Source organism: Pontibaca methylaminivorans (assembly GCF_900156525.1).
In the GTDB taxonomy this organism is placed as follows: Bacteria; Pseudomonadota; Alphaproteobacteria; order Rhodobacterales; family Rhodobacteraceae; genus Pontibaca; species Pontibaca methylaminivorans.
Genome location: NZ_FTPS01000001.1, coordinates 1,825,626 through 1,844,375 on the forward strand (window position 1 = coordinate 1,825,626; position 18,750 = coordinate 1,844,375).

The following is an 18,750-nucleotide window of genomic DNA, read 5'->3' on the forward strand; positions in this document are numbered from 1 at the left end:
CGTTGGGGTCACGACTAGCCCTGAAGGTGCCGCCATACAAGCGGCGGGCACCGGCGACCACGCAGGAGAGGTTCTCAATGGCACTTGATATGACCACCGATGCGATACTTTCACGTCAGGCCCGCGAGGCGGAGTTGCTGGATGCCGAAACCGAGATCCGGCTTGCCCGCGCCTGGCGCGACCAGCACGACGAGGCCGCGCTGCACCGTCTGATCACCGCCTATATGCGGCTTGCGATCTCCATGGCCTCCCGGTTCCGCCGCTACGGTGCCCCGATGGGCGACCTTATCCAGGAGGCCGGGCTCGGCCTGATGAAGGCGGCCGAGAAATTCGATCCCGACCGCGGCGTGCGGTTCTCGACCTATGCGGTCTGGTGGATCAAGGCGAGCGTGCAGGATTATGTCATGCGCAACTGGTCCATGGTGCGCACCGGTTCGACCAGCAACCAGAAATCCCTGTTCTTCAACATGCGCCGGGTTCAGGCGCAGATCGAACGCGAAGCCGAACGCGAAGGGCGCGAATTGTCCCGGCCCGAACTTCATCGCATGATCGCGGCCGAGATCGGGGTGCCGCTGCGCGACGTGGAGATGATGGACGGGCGCCTTTCGGGTTCGGATTATTCGCTGAACGCGACGCAGGCGTCGGATGGCGAGGGGCGCGAATGGATCGACGCCATCGCCGACGAGGGAACGCCGCCCTCGGAACTGGTCGAGGACGAATATGACCGTGCCCTGCTGCGCGACTGGCTGGCGAAGGCGATGGAAAATCTGACGCCCCGCGAGCGGCTGATCCTGCGCGAGCGCAAGATGCGCGAGCGGCCGCGCACGCTGGAAAGCCTTGGTGACGAGTTGCGTCTTTCCAAGGAACGCGTGCGCCAGATCGAGGTCGCGGCGCTCGGCAAGATGCGGGGACTGCTTGAAAGCAGAACGAAAGAGTTGCATGACTTTCTCGTATGAGGATTCCATTTGTCGCCGCCCTTGCGTGTCTGCTGTTTGCCGGCTGTGCGCCCCGGTCCCTTCCCCTTGAGGTCGTGGACCGGGCGGCCGGGGCAGAGGTGGTGTTCCTTGGGGAAAGCCACGACAATCCGACCCATCACGCGCGCCAGGCGGACTTTGCCGGCGCGCTGAAACCCCGCGCCGTGGTCTGGGAAATGCTGACCGCGGAAAACGCGGCGCAGATCACGCCCGATTTGATCGCCGACCGGGCGGCGCTGGAATCGGCGCTGGACTGGGAACAGCGCGGCTGGCCTGATTTCGCGATGTATTACCCGATTTTCCAGGCCGCCTCGGCGGCGCGCCATTATGGCGCGGAACTTCCCCGCGAACAGGCGCGCCGGGCGCGCGAGGCCGGCATCGCCACCGCCTTCGGCGGGGAGGCGCGAGACTACGGGCTTGACCGGGCGCTTCCTGCATCCGAGCAGGGCGCGCGCGAGGCGTTGCAGCAGGAAGCGCATTGCAACGCGCTGCCTGAACGGATGCTTGCGCCGATGGTCGGAATCCAGCGCCTGCGCGATGCCATGCTGGCGCGGGCGGCGCTGCGGGCGCTGCGCGAGACCGGCGGGCCGGTCGTCGTGATCACCGGCAACGGTCATGCGCGCAAGGACTGGGGTGCCCCGGCCCATATCGCCCGCGTCGCGCCCGGTGTGCGGGTGTTTTCGCTGGGCCAGACCGAGGGAGGCCAGACCGAGGGAGGCCAGACCGAAGACGGGCAGGGTGCCGGCAGTTACGATGCCGTTCTGGATGCGGATGCGCCCGCGCGCGACGATCCTTGCGAAGCGTTCCGCGGCATGAACCCGGCCCCGGCTTCTGTCCCGTCCCCTGCCGCGGCGGAATGAGCGCTGGTGCCGCCCGCGCCCGCGCCCTATGTTCGGGGCGGTTTGCCACCCGGAACCCGTGACATGCTGGCAGAACGACGCATATTGCTGATCATCGGCGGCGGCATCGCGGCCTTCAAGGCGCTTGACCTGATCCGCCGCCTGCGCGAGCGCGGCGCCACGGTCACGCCGGTCCTGACCCGCGCGGCCGAGGAATTCGTCACTCCGCTGTCGGTCTCGGCGCTTGCCGCGCGGAAGGTCTATCGCGATCTCTTCGACCTGACCGACGAGGCCGAGATGGGACATATCGAACTGAGCCGCAGCGCCGATCTGGTGGTGGTTGCGCCGGCGACGGCGGATCTGATGGCGAAGATGGCGGTGGGGATTGCCGACGACCTGGCTTCGACCTTGCTTCTGGCAACCGACACGCCGGTGCTGATCGCGCCGGCCATGAATGTGCGCATGTGGGAACACCGTGCGACGCAGCGCAACCGCGCGCTGCTGGAAAGCGACGGCATCCGCATGGTCGGCCCCGAAGTGGGCGACATGGCCTGCGGCGAACGCGGCCCGGGGCGGATGGCCGAAAACCCCCGCATCATCGCCGCGATCGAATCGATGCTGGGGCAGGGGCCGCTGTCGGGGCGGCGGGTGCTGGTCACGTCGGGCCCGACGCACGAGCCGATTGACCCGGTGCGTTATATCGCGAACCGCTCGTCCGGGGCGCAGGGGGCGGCGCTTGCCGGAGCGCTTGCCGAGCTCGGGGCCGAGGTGATCTTTGTCACCGGCCCTGCAACGGTGCCGCCGCCCGCGGGCGTGCGGGTGGTCGCGGTCGAAAGTGCGCGCGATATGGAACAGGCGGTCGGAGCGGCGCTTCCGGTCGATGCGGCTGTTTTCGCTGCCGCCGTGGCGGACTGGCGCGTGAGCGGGGCCGCAACGCGCAAGATCAAGAAAAGCCGCGAGGGGCTTCCGACGCTGGAACTTGCCGAGAACCCCGATATTCTTGCCGGTGTCGCGCAGATGCAGACGGGGCGGCCGCGCCTTGTGGTCGGGTTCGCCGCCGAGACCGATGATATGGTGGCCCATGCGACTGCCAAGCGCGCGCGCAAGGGATGCGACTGGATCGTTGCGAATGACGTGAGCACCGAAACCGGGATCATGGGCGGGACCGAAAACGCGGTGACGCTGATCACGGGCGAGGGCGCGGAATCCTGGCCGCGCATGACCAAGACCGAGGTCGCCCGCCGCCTTGCCGAACGCATCGCCCGGGCGCTGGGGTGAACCGATGAACACGACCCGACGACCGCAAGGCAATGAACAGACGGGCGGCGCACGGGTGACGCTGTGCATCATGCGTGAGCCCGGCGCCGATGCGGATGTGCCGCTGCCCGATTATGCGACTGCCGGCGCCGCGGGGGCCGACCTGCGCGCCAATCTTCCCGACCGGGGCGCGATCCTGCTGCCCGCGGGCGGGCGGGTGCTGGTGCCGACGGGGTTGCGCCTTGCGATTCCCGACGGTTACGAGGTGCAGATCCGGCCACGCTCGGGGCTTGCGCTGAAACACGGGGTGGGCCTTGCCAATGCGCCGGGCACCATCGACAGCGATTACCGCGGGCCGCTCGGTGTCATCCTGATGAACATGGGGACGCAGGATTTCACCGTGACCCACGGCATGCGGATTGCGCAGATGGTGGTGGCGCCGGTCCTGCGCGCCGATTTCCGGCTGGTGCAGGCGCTTGACGATACGGCGCGGGGCGAGGGCGGCTTCGGCTCGACCGGGAGCGGCTGATGCTGCCGGTCCTTCTGCTTGCGGCGGCACTCTGGGGTTTCGGGGCGCTGTTCTCGGTCTCGCGGCGGGCGCGCGGGCTGGTCATTGCGGTGCTGTTCGGGTTCGTGCTCGGGGGGCAGGTGCTGCTGCCCGATGGCCATGTCCTGCGCGAGGCAACCGGAGGGTCGCCCCTGCCGTGGGCGCTGCTCGGCGGGGCGGTCGCCATTGTGGGTGCCTATGTCCTGGTGCTTCGTGCATTGCGCCGCGCCGCTGCCCGCCGCGTGCCGCCGGAACCTGCCGCGCCGGCGCCGGAGACCGGGGCCTTCACCGGGGCCGAGCTTGAGCGCTACGCCCGCCACATCATGTTGCGTGAGGTCGGCGGCCCGGGGCAGAAGCGGCTGAAATCGGCGCGGGTTCTGGTGATCGGGGCCGGGGGGCTCGGCGCGCCGGCGATGCTTTATCTTGCCGCCGGCGGTGTCGGCACCATCGGCGTGATCGACGATGACGAGGTCGATCGCTCGAACCTTCAGCGCCAGATCATCCATGGCGAGGCCGATATCGGCATGCCGAAGGTGTTTTCGGCGCAGGCCGCGATTCAGGCGCTCAATCCCCATGTCGCCCTGCGCCCCTACAACCGTCGCCTGACGCCCGGGATCGCGACCGATCTTTTTGCCGGCTATGACCTGATCCTTGACGGCTGCGACAATATCGAAACGCGTTATCTGGTGAACGAAACCGCCGTTGCGCTGGGCAAGCCGCTGGTGTCGGGGTCGCTTGCGCAATGGGAGGGGCAGCTCAGCCTGTTCGACCCGACGGTGTCGGGGCCCTGTTACCGCTGCATCTTTCCGCAGGCGCCTGCGCCCGGGCTCGTGCCGTCCTGCGCCGAGGCGGGGGTGATCGGGCCGCTTCCGGGGGTGATCGGCGCCATGATGGCGCTCGAGGCGATCAAGCTTCTGACCGGCGCGGGCACGGTGCTGCGCGGGCGAATGCTGATCCATGACGGGCTTTATGGCGAGACCCGGCAGATCACCCTGTCACCGCGCAACGATTGTCCCGTCTGCGGCCACCTGCGCCGCAAGCCCGCCTGAACCGCAGGCGGGGTGTCAGTATCCCTGCGCCGGATCGACAAGGTCGAGCAACGGCCGCCCCGCCTCGCTGCGGGCGATATTCCCGGCCAGAACCTCGCTCGCGGTCTCGGGCCGCGTGGTCGAGGCGATATGCGGCGTCACCGTCACCTGCGGGTGCTGCCAGTAGGGATGATCGGCGGGGAGCGGTTCGCTGCGGAACGTGTCGAGCGTCGCATGGGCGATATGGCCGCGGTCGAGCGCGGCAAGCAGCGCATCGTCGTCGATCAGCGTCCCGCGCCCGGGGTTGAGGATCACCGCCCCCTTGGGCAGCATGGCCAGCGTTTCGGCGTTCAGGATGTTTTCGGTCCGGGCCGTGGCCGGCAGCAGCAGCACGACGATCTGCGCCAGTTCGAGCGCCTGCACGAGGCCAAGCTGTCCATGGGTGCAGCTGATGCCGGGAATGGCCTTGGCGCTGCGGCTCCAGCCGGTGACCGGAAAGCCGAAATCCGAAAGTGCCCGCGCCGCGGCGCTGCCCAGTTCGCCAAGCCCGAGCATCGTGACCGGCCGGTCCGTGGCAAGTGGCGGCACATGCGGCGACCAGCGGTGATCCGGGTTGCGGATATGGGCGTCGATCCCGAGGTGATGGCGCAGCACATGGGTGCAGACCCATTCGACCATGCCGCGCTCCAGCCCCGGATCCACCATGCGCGCCAGCGGCACCCGGAGCGTCGGGTTCGTGATCACGTCCTCGACCCCGGCCCATAGGTTCAACACCGCCTTCAGCCGGGTGAAGGGAGCGAAATCCTGCAGGGAACTGTCCGGGGCATAAAGGATGTAATCGACTTCGTCCGGGGCAAGGTCGGGGAGCGGGCGCAGCGTGACATCGAGCCCGGCCTTGCGAAGCGCCGTGTCGAGGTGGGGGCGCCACACCTCCCATTCTCCCGGTCCGGCGGCGAAAAGGATGTTGAGCGCCATCAGCGGCTCCTGTCGCGGGGGCGGTGAACATGGGCACTCTGCACCAGTCCGAAGGCGATCATCAACATGATCATCGACGACCCGCCATAGCTGACCAGCGGCAGCGGAACGCCGACCACCGGCGCAAGCCCCATCACCATGGCCATGTTGACCGCGAAGAACAGGAAGAAGGTCATCGCCACCCCGAGCGCGAGCAGCGACGAGAACCGGTCACGCGCCGTCACCGCAATGCCGATGCAGAATAGCACGATCAGCGTATAGAGCGCGAGCAGCGACAGCCCTCCGACAAAGCCGAATTCCTCGGCGAGCGTGGTAAAGATGAAATCGGTGTGTTTCTCGGGCAGGAAGTTCAGCCGCGACTGGGTGCCCTGCATGAACCCCCGGCCCGCCCAGCCGCCCGAGCCGAGCGCGATCTTGGACTGGGTGATGTGATAGCCTGCCCCGAGCGGATCGGTCGAGGGATCGAGAAACGTGTCGATGCGGCGGAACTGGTAGTTCTTGAGCAGCTGCCAGTCGGTTCCGCGGCTTTGAAAAACCGCCGCCACGATCCCGAAGCCGGCGGCGATGACGACGGCGAAGTAGCTCCAGTGGACGCCGGCAAGGAACATCAGCGCTCCGCCGGCGGCGAAGAACAGGATCGCGGTGCCAAGGTCGGGCTGCTGCAGCACGAGCGCGGTCGGCACCATGATGATCGCGACCGGCAGCAAGACCCAGAACGGCCGCGAGGTGCGCTCGGTCGGCAACCAGTCGTAATAGGCGGCGAGCAGGAGCACCACGGCCACCTTGACCAGTTCCGACGGCTGCAGCCGCATGAAGCCGAGGTCGATCCAGCGTTGCGCCCCCATGCCGACCGTGCCGACGAATTCCACCGCCACGAGCAGGCCGGCCGAAACCAGATAGATCGGCAGCGCCATGGTGCGCCAGATCCACACCGGCACCATGGCGACCGCCAGCATGATGCCCATGCCGAGCGCAAAGCGGCGCATCTGCGGCTCGGCCCAGGGCCGGAGCGATCCGCCGGCCACCGAATACAGCATGAGAAAGCCGATACAGGCCACGGCCAGCAGCAGCACCACGAGCGGCCAGTTCAGATAGAGGATCTTGCGCGGACCGGTCGGCACGGATTTCAGGTTGTTTTCAAGATAGCTCATGCGCGGTTGCGTCCGTCGGTTCGGATGTCGGGGCGCTCGCGGTAAAGCCGTTCCTGCCGTGCCTGCACTTCGGCGCGGTCCTTGGCGGGATAGGCGCTGAGCGGCGGGGTGCCTTCATACAGCGCCTGCAGCGTGATGTCGCGCGCGATCGGGGCCGCCACGGCCGAACCGCCGCCGCCGTGTTCGACGACGACGCTCACCGCATAGCGGGGATTGTCGAACGGGGCGTAATTCACGAACAGGGCGTGGTCGCGCCGGTTCCACGGCAGATCGGCGTTGTTGATGATCCCGGCGGCGCGTTCGGCGGCGGTGATGTTGCGCACCTGGCTGGTGCCGGTCTTGCTCGCCATGCGGTGGTGGTCCTCGATGATGCGGCTGCCGTAGGCGGTGCCGCGCCGGTCGTTGCTGACCGCGAACATCGCCTGCCGGATATGATGCAGATTCCTCGGGTCGAGCCCCATGTCCTCGCCCGGATCACCGGACCGCTCAACGCCGTTCACCGATCGCACGAGGCGCGGCACCACCGCGCGCCCGCTCGCGATCCGTGCGGTCATGAGCGCAAGCTGCAGCGGCGAGGCCAGAACGTAACCCTGCCCGATCGAGGAGTTCGCGGTATCACCGATCAGCCATTTCTGCCCGTAGGTCGCGAATTTCCAGTCCCGTGTCGGCGCGAGCCCCTCGGCGATCGCGGACATGGGCAGGTCGTGGCGCAACCCGATGCCGAAGCGCCGCGCCATGGCCGAGATGCGGTCGATTCCGACCTTGATGGCGAGGTCGTAATAATAGACGTCGCAGCTTTGCTTGAGCGAATTCTGGAGGTTCACATGGCCATGCCCGCCGCGTTTCCAGCAGTGAAACCGCCGGCCCGCCACCTCCAGGTGGCCGGGGCACCAGACGGTATCTTCGGGGCCTATGATACCTTCCTCGAGCGCCGCGAGCGCGGTCATCATCTTGTAGGTCGAACCGGGCGGATAGATGCCCTGCACCGTCTTGTTGGCCAGCGGGCGGTGGTCATGTTCGGTCAGCGCGCGATAATCACCAACCGAGATCCCGCGCACGAACAGGTTCGGATCATAGGTCGGCGACGAGACGATGGCACGCAGGTCGCCGGTCCTGCAATCCATCACCACCGCGGCCGCGCTCTCGTTGCCGAGCCGCGCCTGGACATAGCCCTGCAGGTTCGCGTCGATGGTCAGTTGCAGGTCGGCGCCGGGTTCGCCTTCGCGGCGGCTGAGTTCGCGCATGACGCGGCCGGCGGCGTTCACCTCGACCCGCTTGGCCCCGGCCTGTCCGCGCAGGAGCTGCTCTTCCCGCGCCTCGACCCCGACCTTGCCGATCTGGAAACGCGGGATGCGCAGCACCGGTTCGGGATCCTGAAGCTGGCTCAGGTCGTAATCGCTGACCGGACCGACATAGCCGACCACATGGGCGAAGTCGCCGCCGCGCGGATAGAACCGCGTCAGGCCGACCTCGGGCGTGATGCCGGGCAGGGCCGGGGCGTTGACGGCGATGCGGCTGATGTCCTCCCAACTGACCTGATCGGCAAGCGTCACCGGCAGGAAGGGCGGACTGCGGCGCATCTCGGCGAGGGCGCGCTCGGTCTCCTTGGGGTCGAGCGTGATCAGCCGGCCGACGCGCCCGATCACCTGGTCCACGTCGCCGGCATCCTCGCGGACGATGATGATGCGGTAGCTCGGGCTGTTCTGGGCGATGACGCGGCCGAACCGGTCGTAGATCTCGCCCCGCTTGGGCGGGATGAGGCGCACGTTGATGCGGTTTTCCTCGGCCAGCAGGCGGAACTGGTCGGCCTGTTCGATCTGCATGTGCCGCATCCGGAAGGCGAGCGCGCCGACCATGGCAAGCTGGGCCCCGCCCAGAACCACGGCCCGGCGGGACAGCCGGCGGTGGGTGGCCTCGAAATCCTTTGGATTGCGCCTCATGCGCCTGCCCTCCGGCGGGGTCTTGGCGCGGCGCGGCGCACGCCGAGGATCCCCTGCACGAAGAGCACGACCAGCGGATAGGTCGCGATGGTCAGCCCCGCCTGAACCAGATGCGGCCGCAGCGGCGCCTGCTGCACGACGAGCAGCCCGAGCGCGAGGCGGTTGGCAAGCAGCATCCCGAGCACGGCAAGCGCGACCGCGCCCCATTCGCTGGCAAAGCCGCTTTCCCGCAGGATCGGGATGCGCCGCTTCAGCCACTCGCTGCCGATCACGACGAGCGCCGCGAACAGCCCCGGCGGGCGCAGGAACATGAGATCGGCCAGCAGCATAACCGCCGCGATGGCGAGCACCGGCACCTGTTCGGGACGCCGCAGCGCCCAGGCAAGCGTGAGCCCCAGCAGCAGGTCGGGCGGGGCGAAGCGGGGCGGGAACGTGGTCAGCGGCAGGAGGTGCAGGCAGATCAGAAGCAGCGCAAGCCCGATATAGACCAGCCGCATGAACCAGAGCCGCCCGGGAGTGTCAGCCATCCTGCTCTCCTTCCTGCGGCGCGGTGCCTGCCGCCTCGCGCCCGGTTCGGGGCTCGGCCCGGGAGGGCGGGGCCGGCGGGCCCTGGACCTCGGGCTCGGGCGGAATGACCAGCGTGCCGGATTCCTGCGGCGCCGCATTGCCGTGATAGCGCAGGACGCGCAGAAATTCGAGTCGCTCGAAATCGGCGGCAAGGCGCACCCGCAGGCGCCCGGCCGGATCGGCCGCCACCTGTCCGATCAGCAGGCCGGAAGGGAACACGCCGTCCTCTCCCGAACTGATCACCCGGTCGCCGGGACGGACCAGTTCGGGCGTTTCAAGGAAGGTGATCAGCGGCGCGGCGCTGTTGTCGCCCGAAATCAGCGCCGTCTGGCCCGAGGGCTGGATCATCGCCGGCACCGAACTGGCCATGTCGGTCAGCAAAAGCACCCGCGAGGTGGTGCGCCCGGTGCCCGATATGCGCCCGACAAGGCCGATGCCGTCCATCGCCGCCCAGCCGTCGCGCACGCCGTCGCGCGCCCCGAGATTGAGCAGGACCGACTGCCGGAACGGCGAGCCGCTGTCGGCCACCGCGACCCCGGTGATATAGGTGAGCCGCGGATCGAGCCGCACCTTGTTCAGATCGAGAAGCCGCGCGTTTTCCTGTTCAAGCTGAAGCGCGGCCTCTTTCCAGGCCTGCATCTGGCGCAATTCGCTGCGCAATTCGCGGTTCTGGTCGGAAAGCTGCTGATAGGACTGGAAATCGCGCGCAAGCCGGGTGAGCCCGGTCACAGGCTTCATGAACCATTCCATGCCCGGCACCACCTTGTCGGCCACATGGGCGCGGAACCGTTCCGCCCGCGGATTGTCGATGCGCCAGAACAGGAACAGGGCGATGAGGCAGGCGCAGATCACCCAGACCAGCAGCCGCCGCACCGGGCGGGTATAGGCGTCGCGCTGTGATCGGTCTTTCGCCAATGCTACCTCTTGCAGCGCCGGCGCCCGGATGCCCGGTCCTGAGCGCGATCAATGCGCCTCAACTGTCGTAGTCGATCGCGTGGCGCAGCTGCTTTTCGTATTCGAGCGCCTTGCCGGTGCCGATGGCCACGCAATTGAGGCTATCGTCGGCGATCGAGACCGCAAGCCCCGTCTGTTCGCGCAGCGCCAGATCCAGATCGCCAAGCAGCGCGCCGCCCCCGGTCAGCATCACGCCGCGATCGACGATGTCGGCGGCCAGATCGGGCGGCGTGGTTTCCAGCGCGGTCATCACCGCCTCGCAGATCTGCTGCATGGTCTCGGCCAGCGCCTCGGCCACCTGCGCCTGGGAGATCTCGATTTCCTTGGGGATGCCGTTCAGCAGGTCGCGCCCGCGAATCAGCATGGTCGCCCCGCGTCCGTCATCGGGCATCCGCGCGCTGCCGATGCTGGTCTTGATGCGCTCGGCGGTGGATTCGCCGATCAGCAGGTTCTGCTGGCGGCGCAGATAGCTGATGATCGATTCGTCCATGCGGTCGCCGCCGACGCGGATCGAGCGGGCATAGACGATGTCGCCAAGCGAGAGCACGGCCACCTCGGTGGTGCCGCCGCCGATGTCCACGACCATGTTGCCGGTCGGATCGGTGATCGGCATGCCGGCCCCGATGGCGGCGGCGATCGGCTCGGCGATGAGGCCGGCCCGGCGCGCACCGGCCGAAAGCACCGACTGGCGGATCGCGCGCTTTTCGACCGGGGTCGCGCCATGGGGCACGCAGACGATCACCTTGGGCTTGGAAAAGGCCGAACGCTTGTGCACCTTGCGGATGAAATGCTTGATCATTTCCTCGGCGGTGTCGAAATCCGCGATCACGCCTTCATGCATGGGGCGGATCGCCTCGATGCTGCCGGGGGTGCGGCCGAGCATCATCTTGGCGTCCTCGCCCACGGCCAGCACCTTTTTCTGGCCGTCCTTGACGTGATAGGCCACGACCGAGGGTTCCGAGAGGATGATCCCGCGCCCTTTCACATAGACCAGGGTATTGGCCGTGCCGAGGTCGATCGCCATGTCCGCAGAGAAGATTCCGCCGAAGTAATCCAGTAGCGACATGAAGACTGACCCCTGAGAATTGCCGGAAGGCCCGCGATTCTTGTGCCGGTCGCGGGCCTGTCGCCTTATAGGGAAGCGCCCCGCAGGGCGAAAGTGCGGAATCCGGCGGGGCAGCGCCTTTTTGCTGAATCCGCGCACCATTCATTGGCAGGCCCGGCAAGGGGCCTGCCTTTGCAGCGCCGTTCCCGGCGCTGCGGGCCCGTTTCGGGGCGCGTGCTGCCAGGGTCAGCTCACGTCCATGTAGCTGATGCCGGGCTCGTCGCCGTTGGGCGCGGAGCGCGTGCGACGCTCCAGCAGGTTGTTGAGGGCATTCACATAGGCCCGTGCGCTCGCCACCACGGTGTCCGTGTCGGCCGACTGGCCGGTCGCGATCAGCCCGTCGGCCTCGAGCCGCACCGAGACCGTCGCCTGCGCATCGGTGCCGTGGGTCACGGCCTCGACCTGGTAGAGCTGCAGGCGGGCATTATGCGGAAACAGCGTCTTGACCGCATTGAACGTGGCATCGACCGGGCCGTCGCCGGTCTGCGTGGTGGAGGTTTCGGCCCCGTCGATTACCATGGTCAGGTCGGCGGTCTGGGGGCCCTCGGTGCCGCAGACCACGCGCAGGGACTTGACCGCGAGGCGATCGTTGCGGGGGTCTTCGTCGGCGCGCATGAGCGCCACGAGATCCTCGTCATAGACCTCTTTCTTGCGGTCGGCGAGCGCCTTGAAGCGCACGAATACGTCCTGGAGCTGGTTGTCCCCGACCTCGTAGCCGAGATCGCGCAGCCTGCTGCGCAGCGCGGCGCGGCCCGAATGCTTGCCCATGACGAGGTTCGAGACCGAAAGCCCGATGTCCTCCGGGCGCATGATCTCGAAGGTCTCGACGTTCTTCAGCACCCCGTCCTGGTGGATGCCGGATTCATGCAGGAAGGCGTTCTTGCCGACGATGGCCTTGTTGAACTGCACCTGGAAGCCCGACGCGGCGGCGACGCGGCGCGAGATGTTCATGATCCGGGTCGTGTCGATCCGCGTGTGCCAGGGCATGATGTCATGGCGCACCTTGAGCGCCATCACCACCTCTTCGAGCGCGGTGTTGCCGGCACGTTCGCCAAGCCCGTTGATCGTGCATTCGATCTGCCGCGCCCCGCCGGCCACGGCGGCGAGGCTGTTCGCCGTCGCCATGCCGAGATCGTCATGGCAATGGGTGGCGAAGATCACCTCGTCGGCGCCCGGCACCTCGGCGATCAGGCGGCGGATCAGGCTGGCGGATTCCTCGGGCGCGGTGTAGCCGACCGTGTCGGGAATGTTGATCGTATTTGCCCCGGCCCTGATGGCGATCTCGACCACGCGCTTCAGGTAATCCCATTCGGTGCGGGTCGCGTCCATGGGTGACCATTGCACATTGTCGCAGAGGTTGCGCGCATGGGTCACGGTCTCGTGGATGCGCTCGGCCATCTGGTCCATGGTGAGATTCGGGATCGCGCGATGCGAGGGCGAAGTGCCGATGAAGGTATGGATGCGCGGGCGCCTCGCGCCGCGCAGCGCCTCCCAGGCGCGGTCGATATCGGTCAGGTTGGCGCGTGCGAGCCCGCAGACGACCGAGTCCTTCGTGCGCTCCGCGATCTCGGCCACCGCCCGGAAATCGCCCTGCGAGGCGATCGGGAAACCGGCCTCGATGATGTCGACGCCCATCTCGTCGAGCAGTTCGGCAATCTCGAGCTTTTCGGAATGGGTCATGGTGGCGCCGGGACATTGTTCGCCGTCGCGCAGCGTGGTGTCGAAGATCAGCACGCGATCCTTGTCCACGGTTCGGTCGTCCACAGCAGCGGTTTCCGTGGGGGTCGTGTCAGTGGTATTCGTCATGTCGGGACTCTTTGTCTGTTGTTTCCTGTCCGTGGCGCGCAAGCAGCCTCCTCTGAGCGGTCGCGCCGGATTGGCACGCTCAGAGGCGCGCTAGGACGAGGAAAAGGGCGCTCGACACCCTCGCGGAACCGCGGGCAGCGGTGTTCGGTCCGACGATAGACATGGGGCGGGACTATACCGGCCTGCGACGGCGATGAAAAGGGCCATCTTGGGGCCGTTCCGCCATGCTGTTGCACCGGCGCCGCATCCCGCCCCGGCGTGATGGCGGTCGAGAGGGCAGGGGCCTCCGGCGGGGATATTTCTGCCAGAAGAAACCCCGGGCGTTGCGAAGGGATGCAGCCGACCTTTCAAAGGGGGGCGAGCGCCCGTCATGGTGAAACCGCCGGCGGGCGCGCCGTGCCGGGCGGGATCGCCCCTGCCATCGGTTCTTTTTCGACGGGGGCGAGGCGGCCGTTGCGCCAGTGCCCTTCGTAGCGGTATCCGCCCGGTGTCGTCAGCGTGCCCCAGCCGTGCATGGTGCCGGCGCGGAACTGGCCCGTATAGAGGGTTCCGTCGGCATAGGTGGCGCGGCCGCTTCCGTCGAACTTTCCTCTGCTCCAGCCGCCGTCGTAGCGGCTGCCGTCAGCGTAACGGATCATGCCCGACCCGTCCGGGAGATCATCCTTGATCTCGCCGATATAGACGGCCCCGTCCCTGTAGGTGATCATCCCGGCGCCGGACATCCGCCCCGCTTTCCACGTGCCACTGTAGGAAAAGCCGTCCTGCCCGGTCAGGCTGCCATGGCCGTCGCGCCGATCGTCGTGGAACGTGCCGGTGTAGATGTCGCCGTTCGCGTAGTTCATGCGCCCCCGGCCTTCGCGCTGCCCGGCGGCGAGGTTGCCCTCGTAGATGTCGCCATTGGGGAAGGCGAGCGTGCCGAACCCCTCGATCCGGCCGCTGACCCAGGTTCCGGCATAGGAAAGCCCGTCGGGAAAGAGAAGCCGCCCCTCTCCCTCTGGCTGCCCGGCCGCGACACCGCCCTCGTAACGCGCGCCGCCCGGATGTTCGACCACCGCCCGGCCGGTCCTGTCGCCCGCATGCCAGTCGCCCTCGTAGCGATACCCGTCCGGTCGGGTCAGGACACCGGTGCCGTGCGGCCGTCCGCCGTGAAAATCCCCCTCGTAGCGTGATCCGTCCGGGTAGTGCACGCGGCCCGCGCCCTCCAGCCGGCCGCGGTGCCAGTTGCCCTCGTGGACGGTGCCGTCGGAAAAGGTGATGCGTCCCTTGCCGTGCGGTTGCCCGCGGGCAAAGCGGCCCTCGTAGGTCGAGCCGTCGGGGAACTGCGCCCGGCCCTCGCCCTCGATTTCGCCCTCGATCCATTCGCCGCTGTATTCATAGCCGCCCGGCAGGCGATAGTCGCCGCTGCCGTGGCGCAGCCCGTCCCGGAAAGTGCCGCGATAGATCCCGCCCACGTCGTCCTGAAGGCCGCGGACCCGGGGGCTGTCGGCCAGCAGTGTCCCCGTTACGAGGCCGGGACCGAGAATGCCGAAGACCAGGGCGCGCGCGGCAGGACGGGGAAAACGCATGGCAAACCGGACAACGATAACGGTAGTGGGGGATAACGGTATTTCGGGGCGAAGCTACGCGAGCCGGCCGCGGCCGGCAATGCGCTGAAAAGCGGATTCGACGTGGTGGTGCTTTCACTCCGGTGCCGATCTGGTAAACCGCAGATATGGCGCCCGAGGGAGGACCGGACATGAGTGAACGTTTCCGCCTGACACTTGCGCAGCTGAATCCGACCGTGGGCGATCTTGCGGGCAATGCGCAAGCGGCACGGCTGGCCTGGCAGGCCGCCCGCGCCGAGGGGGCGGATCTGCTGGTGCTGCCCGAGATGTTCATCGCCGGCGGTGGCGCAAGGGATCTGGCGGCGCGCCCGGCGTTCAGCGCGCAGGCCGGACGCGTTCTTGCTGCCCTGGCGGCGGAATGCGTCGAGGGGCCCGCGATTCTGGTCGGCGGCCCCTGGAGCGGAGAGGGCGCAGTGTTCAACGGCTGTTTCCTGCTGTCGGGCGGCGGGATTCGCCACGTGGTGGGCAAGCGGCACCTGCAGGGCGCGGGCGGCCACGACGAGTCGCCAAGCTTCGCTCCCGCGCCGGTCTCCGGACCGCTGGCGGTTGGTCCCCTGCGGATCGGCTGCCTGATCGGGGCCGATGCCACGGACGGCGAGGCCGCCGAAACCCTGCTCGAGACAGGTGCCGGGATCCTGATCGTTCCGGATTGCGCCACTTACGGCGAGGATCGCGAATTGCGGCTGAACCGGATGGTCGCCCGGGTGGTCGAGACCGGCCTGCCGCTGATCTGGCTGAACATGACCGGCGGGCAGGATAACCTTGTGTTCGAGGGCGGGAGCTTCGGTCTGAACCCCGGCGGGGCGCTGGCGCTCCGGATGCCGCTTTTCGACGATGCGCTGGTGCATGTGGATCTTGAGCACGAGGGTGACGGCTGGCGCATCGCGCAGGGCGAGCGGCACAGGTTCCCCGATCCGCTTGAGCAGGATTATCGCGCCATGGTCACGGGGCTGCGCGATTACATGGGCAAGAGCGGCCTTGCGCGCGCGCTCATCGGCCTGTCCGGGGGACTGGACAGCGCCCTGGTTGCGACGATCGCGGTGGATGCGCTGGGCGCCGAGAACCTGCGCTGCGTCATGCTGCCCTCGGAATATACCGCGCAAGGGTCGCTCGAGGATGCCGCGGCCGTGGCTGCGGCACTCGGCTGCCGCTCCGACCTGATGCCGATCACGGCGGCGCAGGGCGCGGTCACGCAGACGCTGGCCCCGCTCTTTGCCGGGCGGGCGCCCGATCTCACGGAGGAAAACATCCAGGCGCGGCTGCGCGGGCTGCTGCTCATGGCGATCGCCAACAAGTTCGGCGAGATGCTGCTGACCACCGGCAACAAGTCCGAACTCGCGGTCGGCTACTGCACGATCTACGGGGACATGGCGGGTGGCTATGATCCGATCTGTGATCTCTACAAAACCCGCGCTTTCGACATCTGCCGCTGGCGCAACGAAAATCACCGCCCCTGGATGCGGGGCCCCGCGGGGATCGTGATTCCCGAGCGGGTGATTTCCAAGCCGCCGAGCGCCGAGCTGCGCCCCGATCAGAAGGACAGCGACAGCCTCCCCGATTACCGGCTGCTGGATCCGATGCTGGAGATCCTCGTCGGACAGGAGGGCTCGGTTGCGGATTGCGTGGCAGCGGGGTTTGATCAAACGACCGCGGAACGGGTGGCGCGGCTCGTCGCGATGAGCGAATGGAAGCGCTACCAGGCAGCCCCCGGGCCGCGGCTGAGCGCGCGCCCCTTCGCGGGCGGGCGGGCCTATCCGCTGGTGAACCGCTGGCGCGAGGCCGAATAGGGGGCGCGACGCCCCGCCTTCTTCTGGCAGAAATATCCCCGCCGGAGGCCCCCGCCGCCTGCCAGGTGCTCATCCGGCTGCTCCGGCGCACGCGCTTGCGGACCATTGCCCGAACTGGACAAACCGCATGGGCTGTGACAGATCGCAGATGACAGGAGACGCCCATGACAACGACCCGTTTCGCGCCCTCTCCGACCGGTCTCATCCATGTCGGGAATCTGCGCACCGCGCTCATGAACTGGCTGATCGCCCGCAAGGCCGGCGGCACCTTCATCCTGAGGATCGACGACACCGATCCCGAGCGATCGAAGCAGGAATATGTCGATGCGATCAAGGAGGATCTCGACTGGCTCGGGCTGCATTGGGACCGGTTCGAGCGCCAGTCGGACCGGCTCGACCGCTATCGCGAGACCGCCGGGCGCCTGCGCGACATGGGGCGTTTCTACGAGGCGTTCGAAACCCCGGGGGAGCTCGAGCTCAAGCGCAAGAAGCAGCTGAACATGGGCCGCCCGCCGGTCTATGACCGCTCGGCGCTCGCGCTTTCGGAGGGGGAGCGCGAGGCGCTCCGGGCCGAGCGGGGCAACGGGGTATGGCGGTTCCGGCTGGATCACGAGCGGATCGACTGGGAGGACGGCATTCTCGGGGCGATCTCGATCGACGCGGCGAGCGTGAGCGATCCGGTGCTGATCCGCGCCGACGGGCAGTTCCTTTATACGCTCGCCTCGGTGGTCGATGACATCGACATGGGGATCACCCATGTGGTGCGCGGATCCGATCATGTGACGAACACCGCGACCCAGATCCAGATCATGCGGGCGCTTGGTGCCGGGCCGCCGGCCTTTGCGCATCACTCGCTGCTGACCGGGCCCGAGGGCGAGGCGCTCAGCAAGCGGCTCGGCGTGCTCAGTCTGCGCGATCTGCGCGAACAGGGAGTGCAGCCCATGGCGCTGCTGAGCCTGATGGCGCGGCTCGGGTCGAGCGACCCGGTGGAGTTGCGCCATGACATGGACGAGTTGATCGAGGGGTTCGAGCTCGGTCATTTCGGCTCGGCCGCGACGCGGTTCGACGTGACGGATCTGTTTCCGCTGACGGCGCGCTATCTGCACGGGCTTGATCTTGCTGCGGTGCGCTCCGCGGTGGCGGACGCCGGGGTTCCCGAGCACCTGGCCGAGCCGTTCTGGGCCATGGCGCGGGAAAACATCACCACGCTTCCGGATCTGCGCAACTGGTGGGATCTCTGTCGCGACGGGGCGGAGCCGCTGGTGGACGAGGCCGATCGGGAGTTCGTTGTGCAGGCGTTTGAGCTGCTGCCGCCGCCGCCTTACGGCCCGGAGTCGTGGGCCAGGTGGACGGCAGCGGTGAAGGACGCGACCGGACGCAAGGGACGGGCGCTGTTCCTGCCGTTGCGCAAGGCACTGACGGGGCGTGCGGACGGGCCGGAGATGGCCGCGCTCATGCCGCTTCTGCAGGTGGTGAAGGCGCCGCGTTCCTGATCACGCGCGGCATTGGTTGCGAGGACGGGGGCCTCCGGCGGGGATATTTCTGCCAGAAGAAGGCTCGGGGCGTGACGCCCGACCTTCGCGCCATTCAGACCCGCGTGGCGCCGAGCGCGGCGAGGTGGTCGTCGACCAGGGCGGTTTCGCGGCTCGAAAGCCTGCGGTGGCGCGGATAGCGCGGTGCGCTGTGGTCGTCGAGGACCGGTGCGTCCCAGCCGTCGGTGGTGGCGAAAAAGCGCGCAACGCCCTCTGGGCCGAATTGGTGCAGATAGCCCTGCACCACGACATCCAGATAGCTGAGCAGGATCGGGCGGCGCGGCGCCGTTTCGATCCGGGCCCGGGGCGGAATCGCATAGACCGCGAGTTCGAGCGGGCCGACCCTCACGCAGATGCCTGTCTGGGCAACGCGGTCATAGCCGGCCTCGCGCGCGTCGAGGGCTTGCCAGTCGCCGCCGGGCACATGGGCGATGATGCCTTCGATGCTGCTGCTGTCGTCGCGCACCGCGGTCAGGAAGGCGAGGGGGCGGGCGGCGGTGTCGTACCAGCCGCGCCGCCAGCCATGCAGCGTGCCTGTGCGCGGCTCGCCGAGGCTGTGGGTGGTGAGGTTGACGAGGCTGCCATAGCCGAAGACATGGGGTTTCACTGTGGGTTTCGCTGTGGATTTCGCGGTCATGGATCGTGTTTTCCGTGCTGGGGTCCGGGTCGGTCCTCGGGGTACGG

Annotated in this window: 16 protein-coding genes; 7 read left to right on the forward strand and 9 right to left on the reverse strand. The window is 67.9% G+C overall.

The window, feature by feature from the left end; all coding sequences use genetic code 11:
- The first annotated feature begins 77 nt into the window (after positions 1–77).
- From B0B01_RS08935 to B0B01_RS08955, 5 genes are all read left to right on the forward strand, one after another.
- Positions 78–956 (forward strand): RNA polymerase factor sigma-32, encoded by an 879-nt coding sequence (locus tag B0B01_RS08935; protein WP_076649541.1) that lies wholly within the window; start codon positions 78–80, stop codon positions 954–956.
- The gene (locus tag B0B01_RS08940; RefSeq protein WP_076649542.1) at positions 953–1,834 is read left to right on the forward strand and encodes a ChaN family lipoprotein; all 882 of its coding nucleotides are present in this window, start codon (positions 953–955) and stop codon (positions 1,832–1,834) included. Before B0B01_RS08935 ends, B0B01_RS08940 begins: the two co-directional genes overlap by 4 nt.
- A gap of 63 nt (positions 1,835–1,897) precedes the next feature.
- Positions 1,898–3,091 (forward strand): bifunctional phosphopantothenoylcysteine decarboxylase/phosphopantothenate--cysteine ligase CoaBC, encoded by a 1,194-nt coding sequence (coaBC, locus tag B0B01_RS08945; protein WP_076649543.1) that lies wholly within the window; start codon positions 1,898–1,900, stop codon positions 3,089–3,091.
- A 70-nt stretch (positions 3,092–3,161) separates the two neighbouring features.
- Entirely contained in the window at positions 3,162–3,599 is a 438-nt protein-coding gene (gene dut / locus B0B01_RS08950; RefSeq protein ID WP_143733030.1) for a dUTP diphosphatase, read from the forward strand.
- Positions 3,599–4,666, forward strand: a complete 1,068-nt coding sequence (locus tag B0B01_RS08955) for a HesA/MoeB/ThiF family protein (RefSeq protein WP_076649545.1) — start codon at positions 3,599–3,601, stop codon at positions 4,664–4,666. The genes dut and B0B01_RS08955 overlap by 1 nt, the downstream gene beginning before the upstream one ends.
- Positions 4,667–4,681: 15 nt before the next feature.
- Here the strand turns inward: B0B01_RS08955 and B0B01_RS08960 are convergent, their stop codons facing one another.
- From B0B01_RS08960 to B0B01_RS08995, 8 genes are all read right to left on the reverse strand, one after another.
- Positions 4,682–5,620 carry a 2-hydroxyacid dehydrogenase gene (locus B0B01_RS08960; RefSeq protein WP_076649546.1) on the reverse strand — a complete coding sequence of 313 codons (939 nt, stop codon included), beginning with the start codon at positions 5,618–5,620 and terminating at the stop codon, positions 4,682–4,684.
- Positions 5,620–6,771, reverse strand: a complete 1,152-nt coding sequence (gene rodA / locus B0B01_RS08965) for a rod shape-determining protein RodA (RefSeq protein WP_076649547.1) — start codon at positions 6,769–6,771, stop codon at positions 5,620–5,622. The genes B0B01_RS08960 and rodA overlap by 1 nt, the downstream gene beginning before the upstream one ends.
- The gene (gene mrdA / locus B0B01_RS08970) at positions 6,768–8,711 is read right to left on the reverse strand and encodes a penicillin-binding protein 2 (protein ID WP_076649548.1); all 1,944 of its coding nucleotides are present in this window, start codon (positions 8,709–8,711) and stop codon (positions 6,768–6,770) included. The genes rodA and mrdA overlap by 4 nt, the downstream gene beginning before the upstream one ends.
- Complete coding sequence (locus B0B01_RS08975) at positions 8,708–9,238, reverse strand: hypothetical protein (protein WP_076649549.1); 531 nt, start codon at positions 9,236–9,238, stop codon at positions 8,708–8,710. The genes mrdA and B0B01_RS08975 overlap by 4 nt, the downstream gene beginning before the upstream one ends.
- Complete coding sequence (gene mreC, locus B0B01_RS08980; protein WP_076649550.1) at positions 9,231–10,193, reverse strand: rod shape-determining protein MreC; 963 nt, start codon at positions 10,191–10,193, stop codon at positions 9,231–9,233. Before mreC ends, B0B01_RS08975 begins: the two co-directional genes overlap by 8 nt.
- Positions 10,194–10,251: 58 nt before the next feature.
- Positions 10,252–11,298 (reverse strand): rod shape-determining protein, encoded by a 1,047-nt coding sequence (locus B0B01_RS08985; RefSeq protein ID WP_076649551.1) that lies wholly within the window; start codon positions 11,296–11,298, stop codon positions 10,252–10,254.
- A gap of 225 nt (positions 11,299–11,523) precedes the next feature.
- A complete protein-coding gene (locus tag B0B01_RS08990) occupies positions 11,524–13,143 on the reverse strand; it encodes a 2-isopropylmalate synthase (protein WP_143733031.1) in 1,620 nt (539 codons plus the stop codon).
- 368 nt (positions 13,144–13,511) lie between these two features.
- Positions 13,512–14,708 carry an MORN repeat-containing protein gene (locus B0B01_RS08995; RefSeq protein WP_076649553.1) on the reverse strand — a complete coding sequence of 399 codons (1,197 nt, stop codon included), beginning with the start codon at positions 14,706–14,708 and terminating at the stop codon, positions 13,512–13,514.
- A 170-nt stretch (positions 14,709–14,878) separates the two neighbouring features.
- Between B0B01_RS08995 and B0B01_RS09000 the strand changes: the two genes are divergently transcribed.
- Complete coding sequence (locus B0B01_RS09000; protein ID WP_076649554.1) at positions 14,879–16,534, forward strand: NAD+ synthase; 1,656 nt, start codon at positions 14,879–14,881, stop codon at positions 16,532–16,534.
- Positions 16,535–16,698: 164 nt separating this feature from the next.
- Positions 16,699–18,027: a glutamate--tRNA ligase gene (gene gltX / locus B0B01_RS09005; RefSeq protein ID WP_076649555.1), complete on the forward strand. Its 1,329-nt coding sequence runs from the start codon at positions 16,699–16,701 to the stop codon at positions 18,025–18,027.
- 94 nt (positions 18,028–18,121) lie between these two features.
- Here gltX and B0B01_RS09010 read toward each other — a convergent pair whose 3' ends face one another.
- Positions 18,122–18,703 (reverse strand): gamma-glutamylcyclotransferase family protein, encoded by a 582-nt coding sequence (locus B0B01_RS09010; RefSeq protein WP_076649556.1) that lies wholly within the window; start codon positions 18,701–18,703, stop codon positions 18,122–18,124.
- Positions 18,704–18,750 lie beyond the last annotated feature (47 nt).

What these genes read in the sequence shown, in the direction of transcription:
- B0B01_RS08935 (WP_076649541.1), top strand. Translation starts at nt 78, where the DNA reads ATGGCACTTGATATGACCACCGATGCGATACTTTCACGTCAGGCCCGC.
- B0B01_RS08940 (WP_076649542.1), top strand. Translation starts at nt 953, where the DNA reads ATGAGGATTCCATTTGTCGCCGCCCTTGCGTGTCTGCTGTTTGCCGGC.
- coaBC (WP_076649543.1), top strand. Translation starts at nt 1,898, where the DNA reads ATGCTGGCAGAACGACGCATATTGCTGATCATCGGCGGCGGCATCGCG.
- dut (WP_143733030.1), top strand. Translation starts at nt 3,162, where the DNA reads ATGCGTGAGCCCGGCGCCGATGCGGATGTGCCGCTGCCCGATTATGCG.
- B0B01_RS08955 (WP_076649545.1), top strand. Translation starts at nt 3,599, where the DNA reads ATGCTGCCGGTCCTTCTGCTTGCGGCGGCACTCTGGGGTTTCGGGGCG.
- B0B01_RS08960 (WP_076649546.1), bottom strand. Translation starts at nt 5,620, where the DNA reads ATGGCGCTCAACATCCTTTTCGCCGCCGGACCGGGAGAATGGGAGGTG.
- rodA (WP_076649547.1), bottom strand. Translation starts at nt 6,771, where the DNA reads ATGAGCTATCTTGAAAACAACCTGAAATCCGTGCCGACCGGTCCGCGC.
- mrdA (WP_076649548.1), bottom strand. Translation starts at nt 8,711, where the DNA reads ATGAGGCGCAATCCAAAGGATTTCGAGGCCACCCACCGCCGGCTGTCC.
- B0B01_RS08975 (WP_076649549.1), bottom strand. Translation starts at nt 9,238, where the DNA reads ATGGCTGACACTCCCGGGCGGCTCTGGTTCATGCGGCTGGTCTATATC.
- B0B01_RS08985 (WP_076649551.1), bottom strand. Translation starts at nt 11,298, where the DNA reads ATGTCGCTACTGGATTACTTCGGCGGAATCTTCTCTGCGGACATGGCG.
- B0B01_RS08990 (WP_143733031.1), bottom strand. Translation starts at nt 13,143, where the DNA reads ATGACGAATACCACTGACACGACCCCCACGGAAACCGCTGCTGTGGAC.
- B0B01_RS08995 (WP_076649553.1), bottom strand. Translation starts at nt 14,708, where the DNA reads ATGCGTTTTCCCCGTCCTGCCGCGCGCGCCCTGGTCTTCGGCATTCTC.
- B0B01_RS09000 (WP_076649554.1), top strand. Translation starts at nt 14,879, where the DNA reads ATGAGTGAACGTTTCCGCCTGACACTTGCGCAGCTGAATCCGACCGTG.
- gltX (WP_076649555.1), top strand. Translation starts at nt 16,699, where the DNA reads ATGACAACGACCCGTTTCGCGCCCTCTCCGACCGGTCTCATCCATGTC.
- B0B01_RS09010 (WP_076649556.1), bottom strand. Translation starts at nt 18,703, where the DNA reads ATGACCGCGAAATCCACAGCGAAACCCACAGTGAAACCCCATGTCTTC.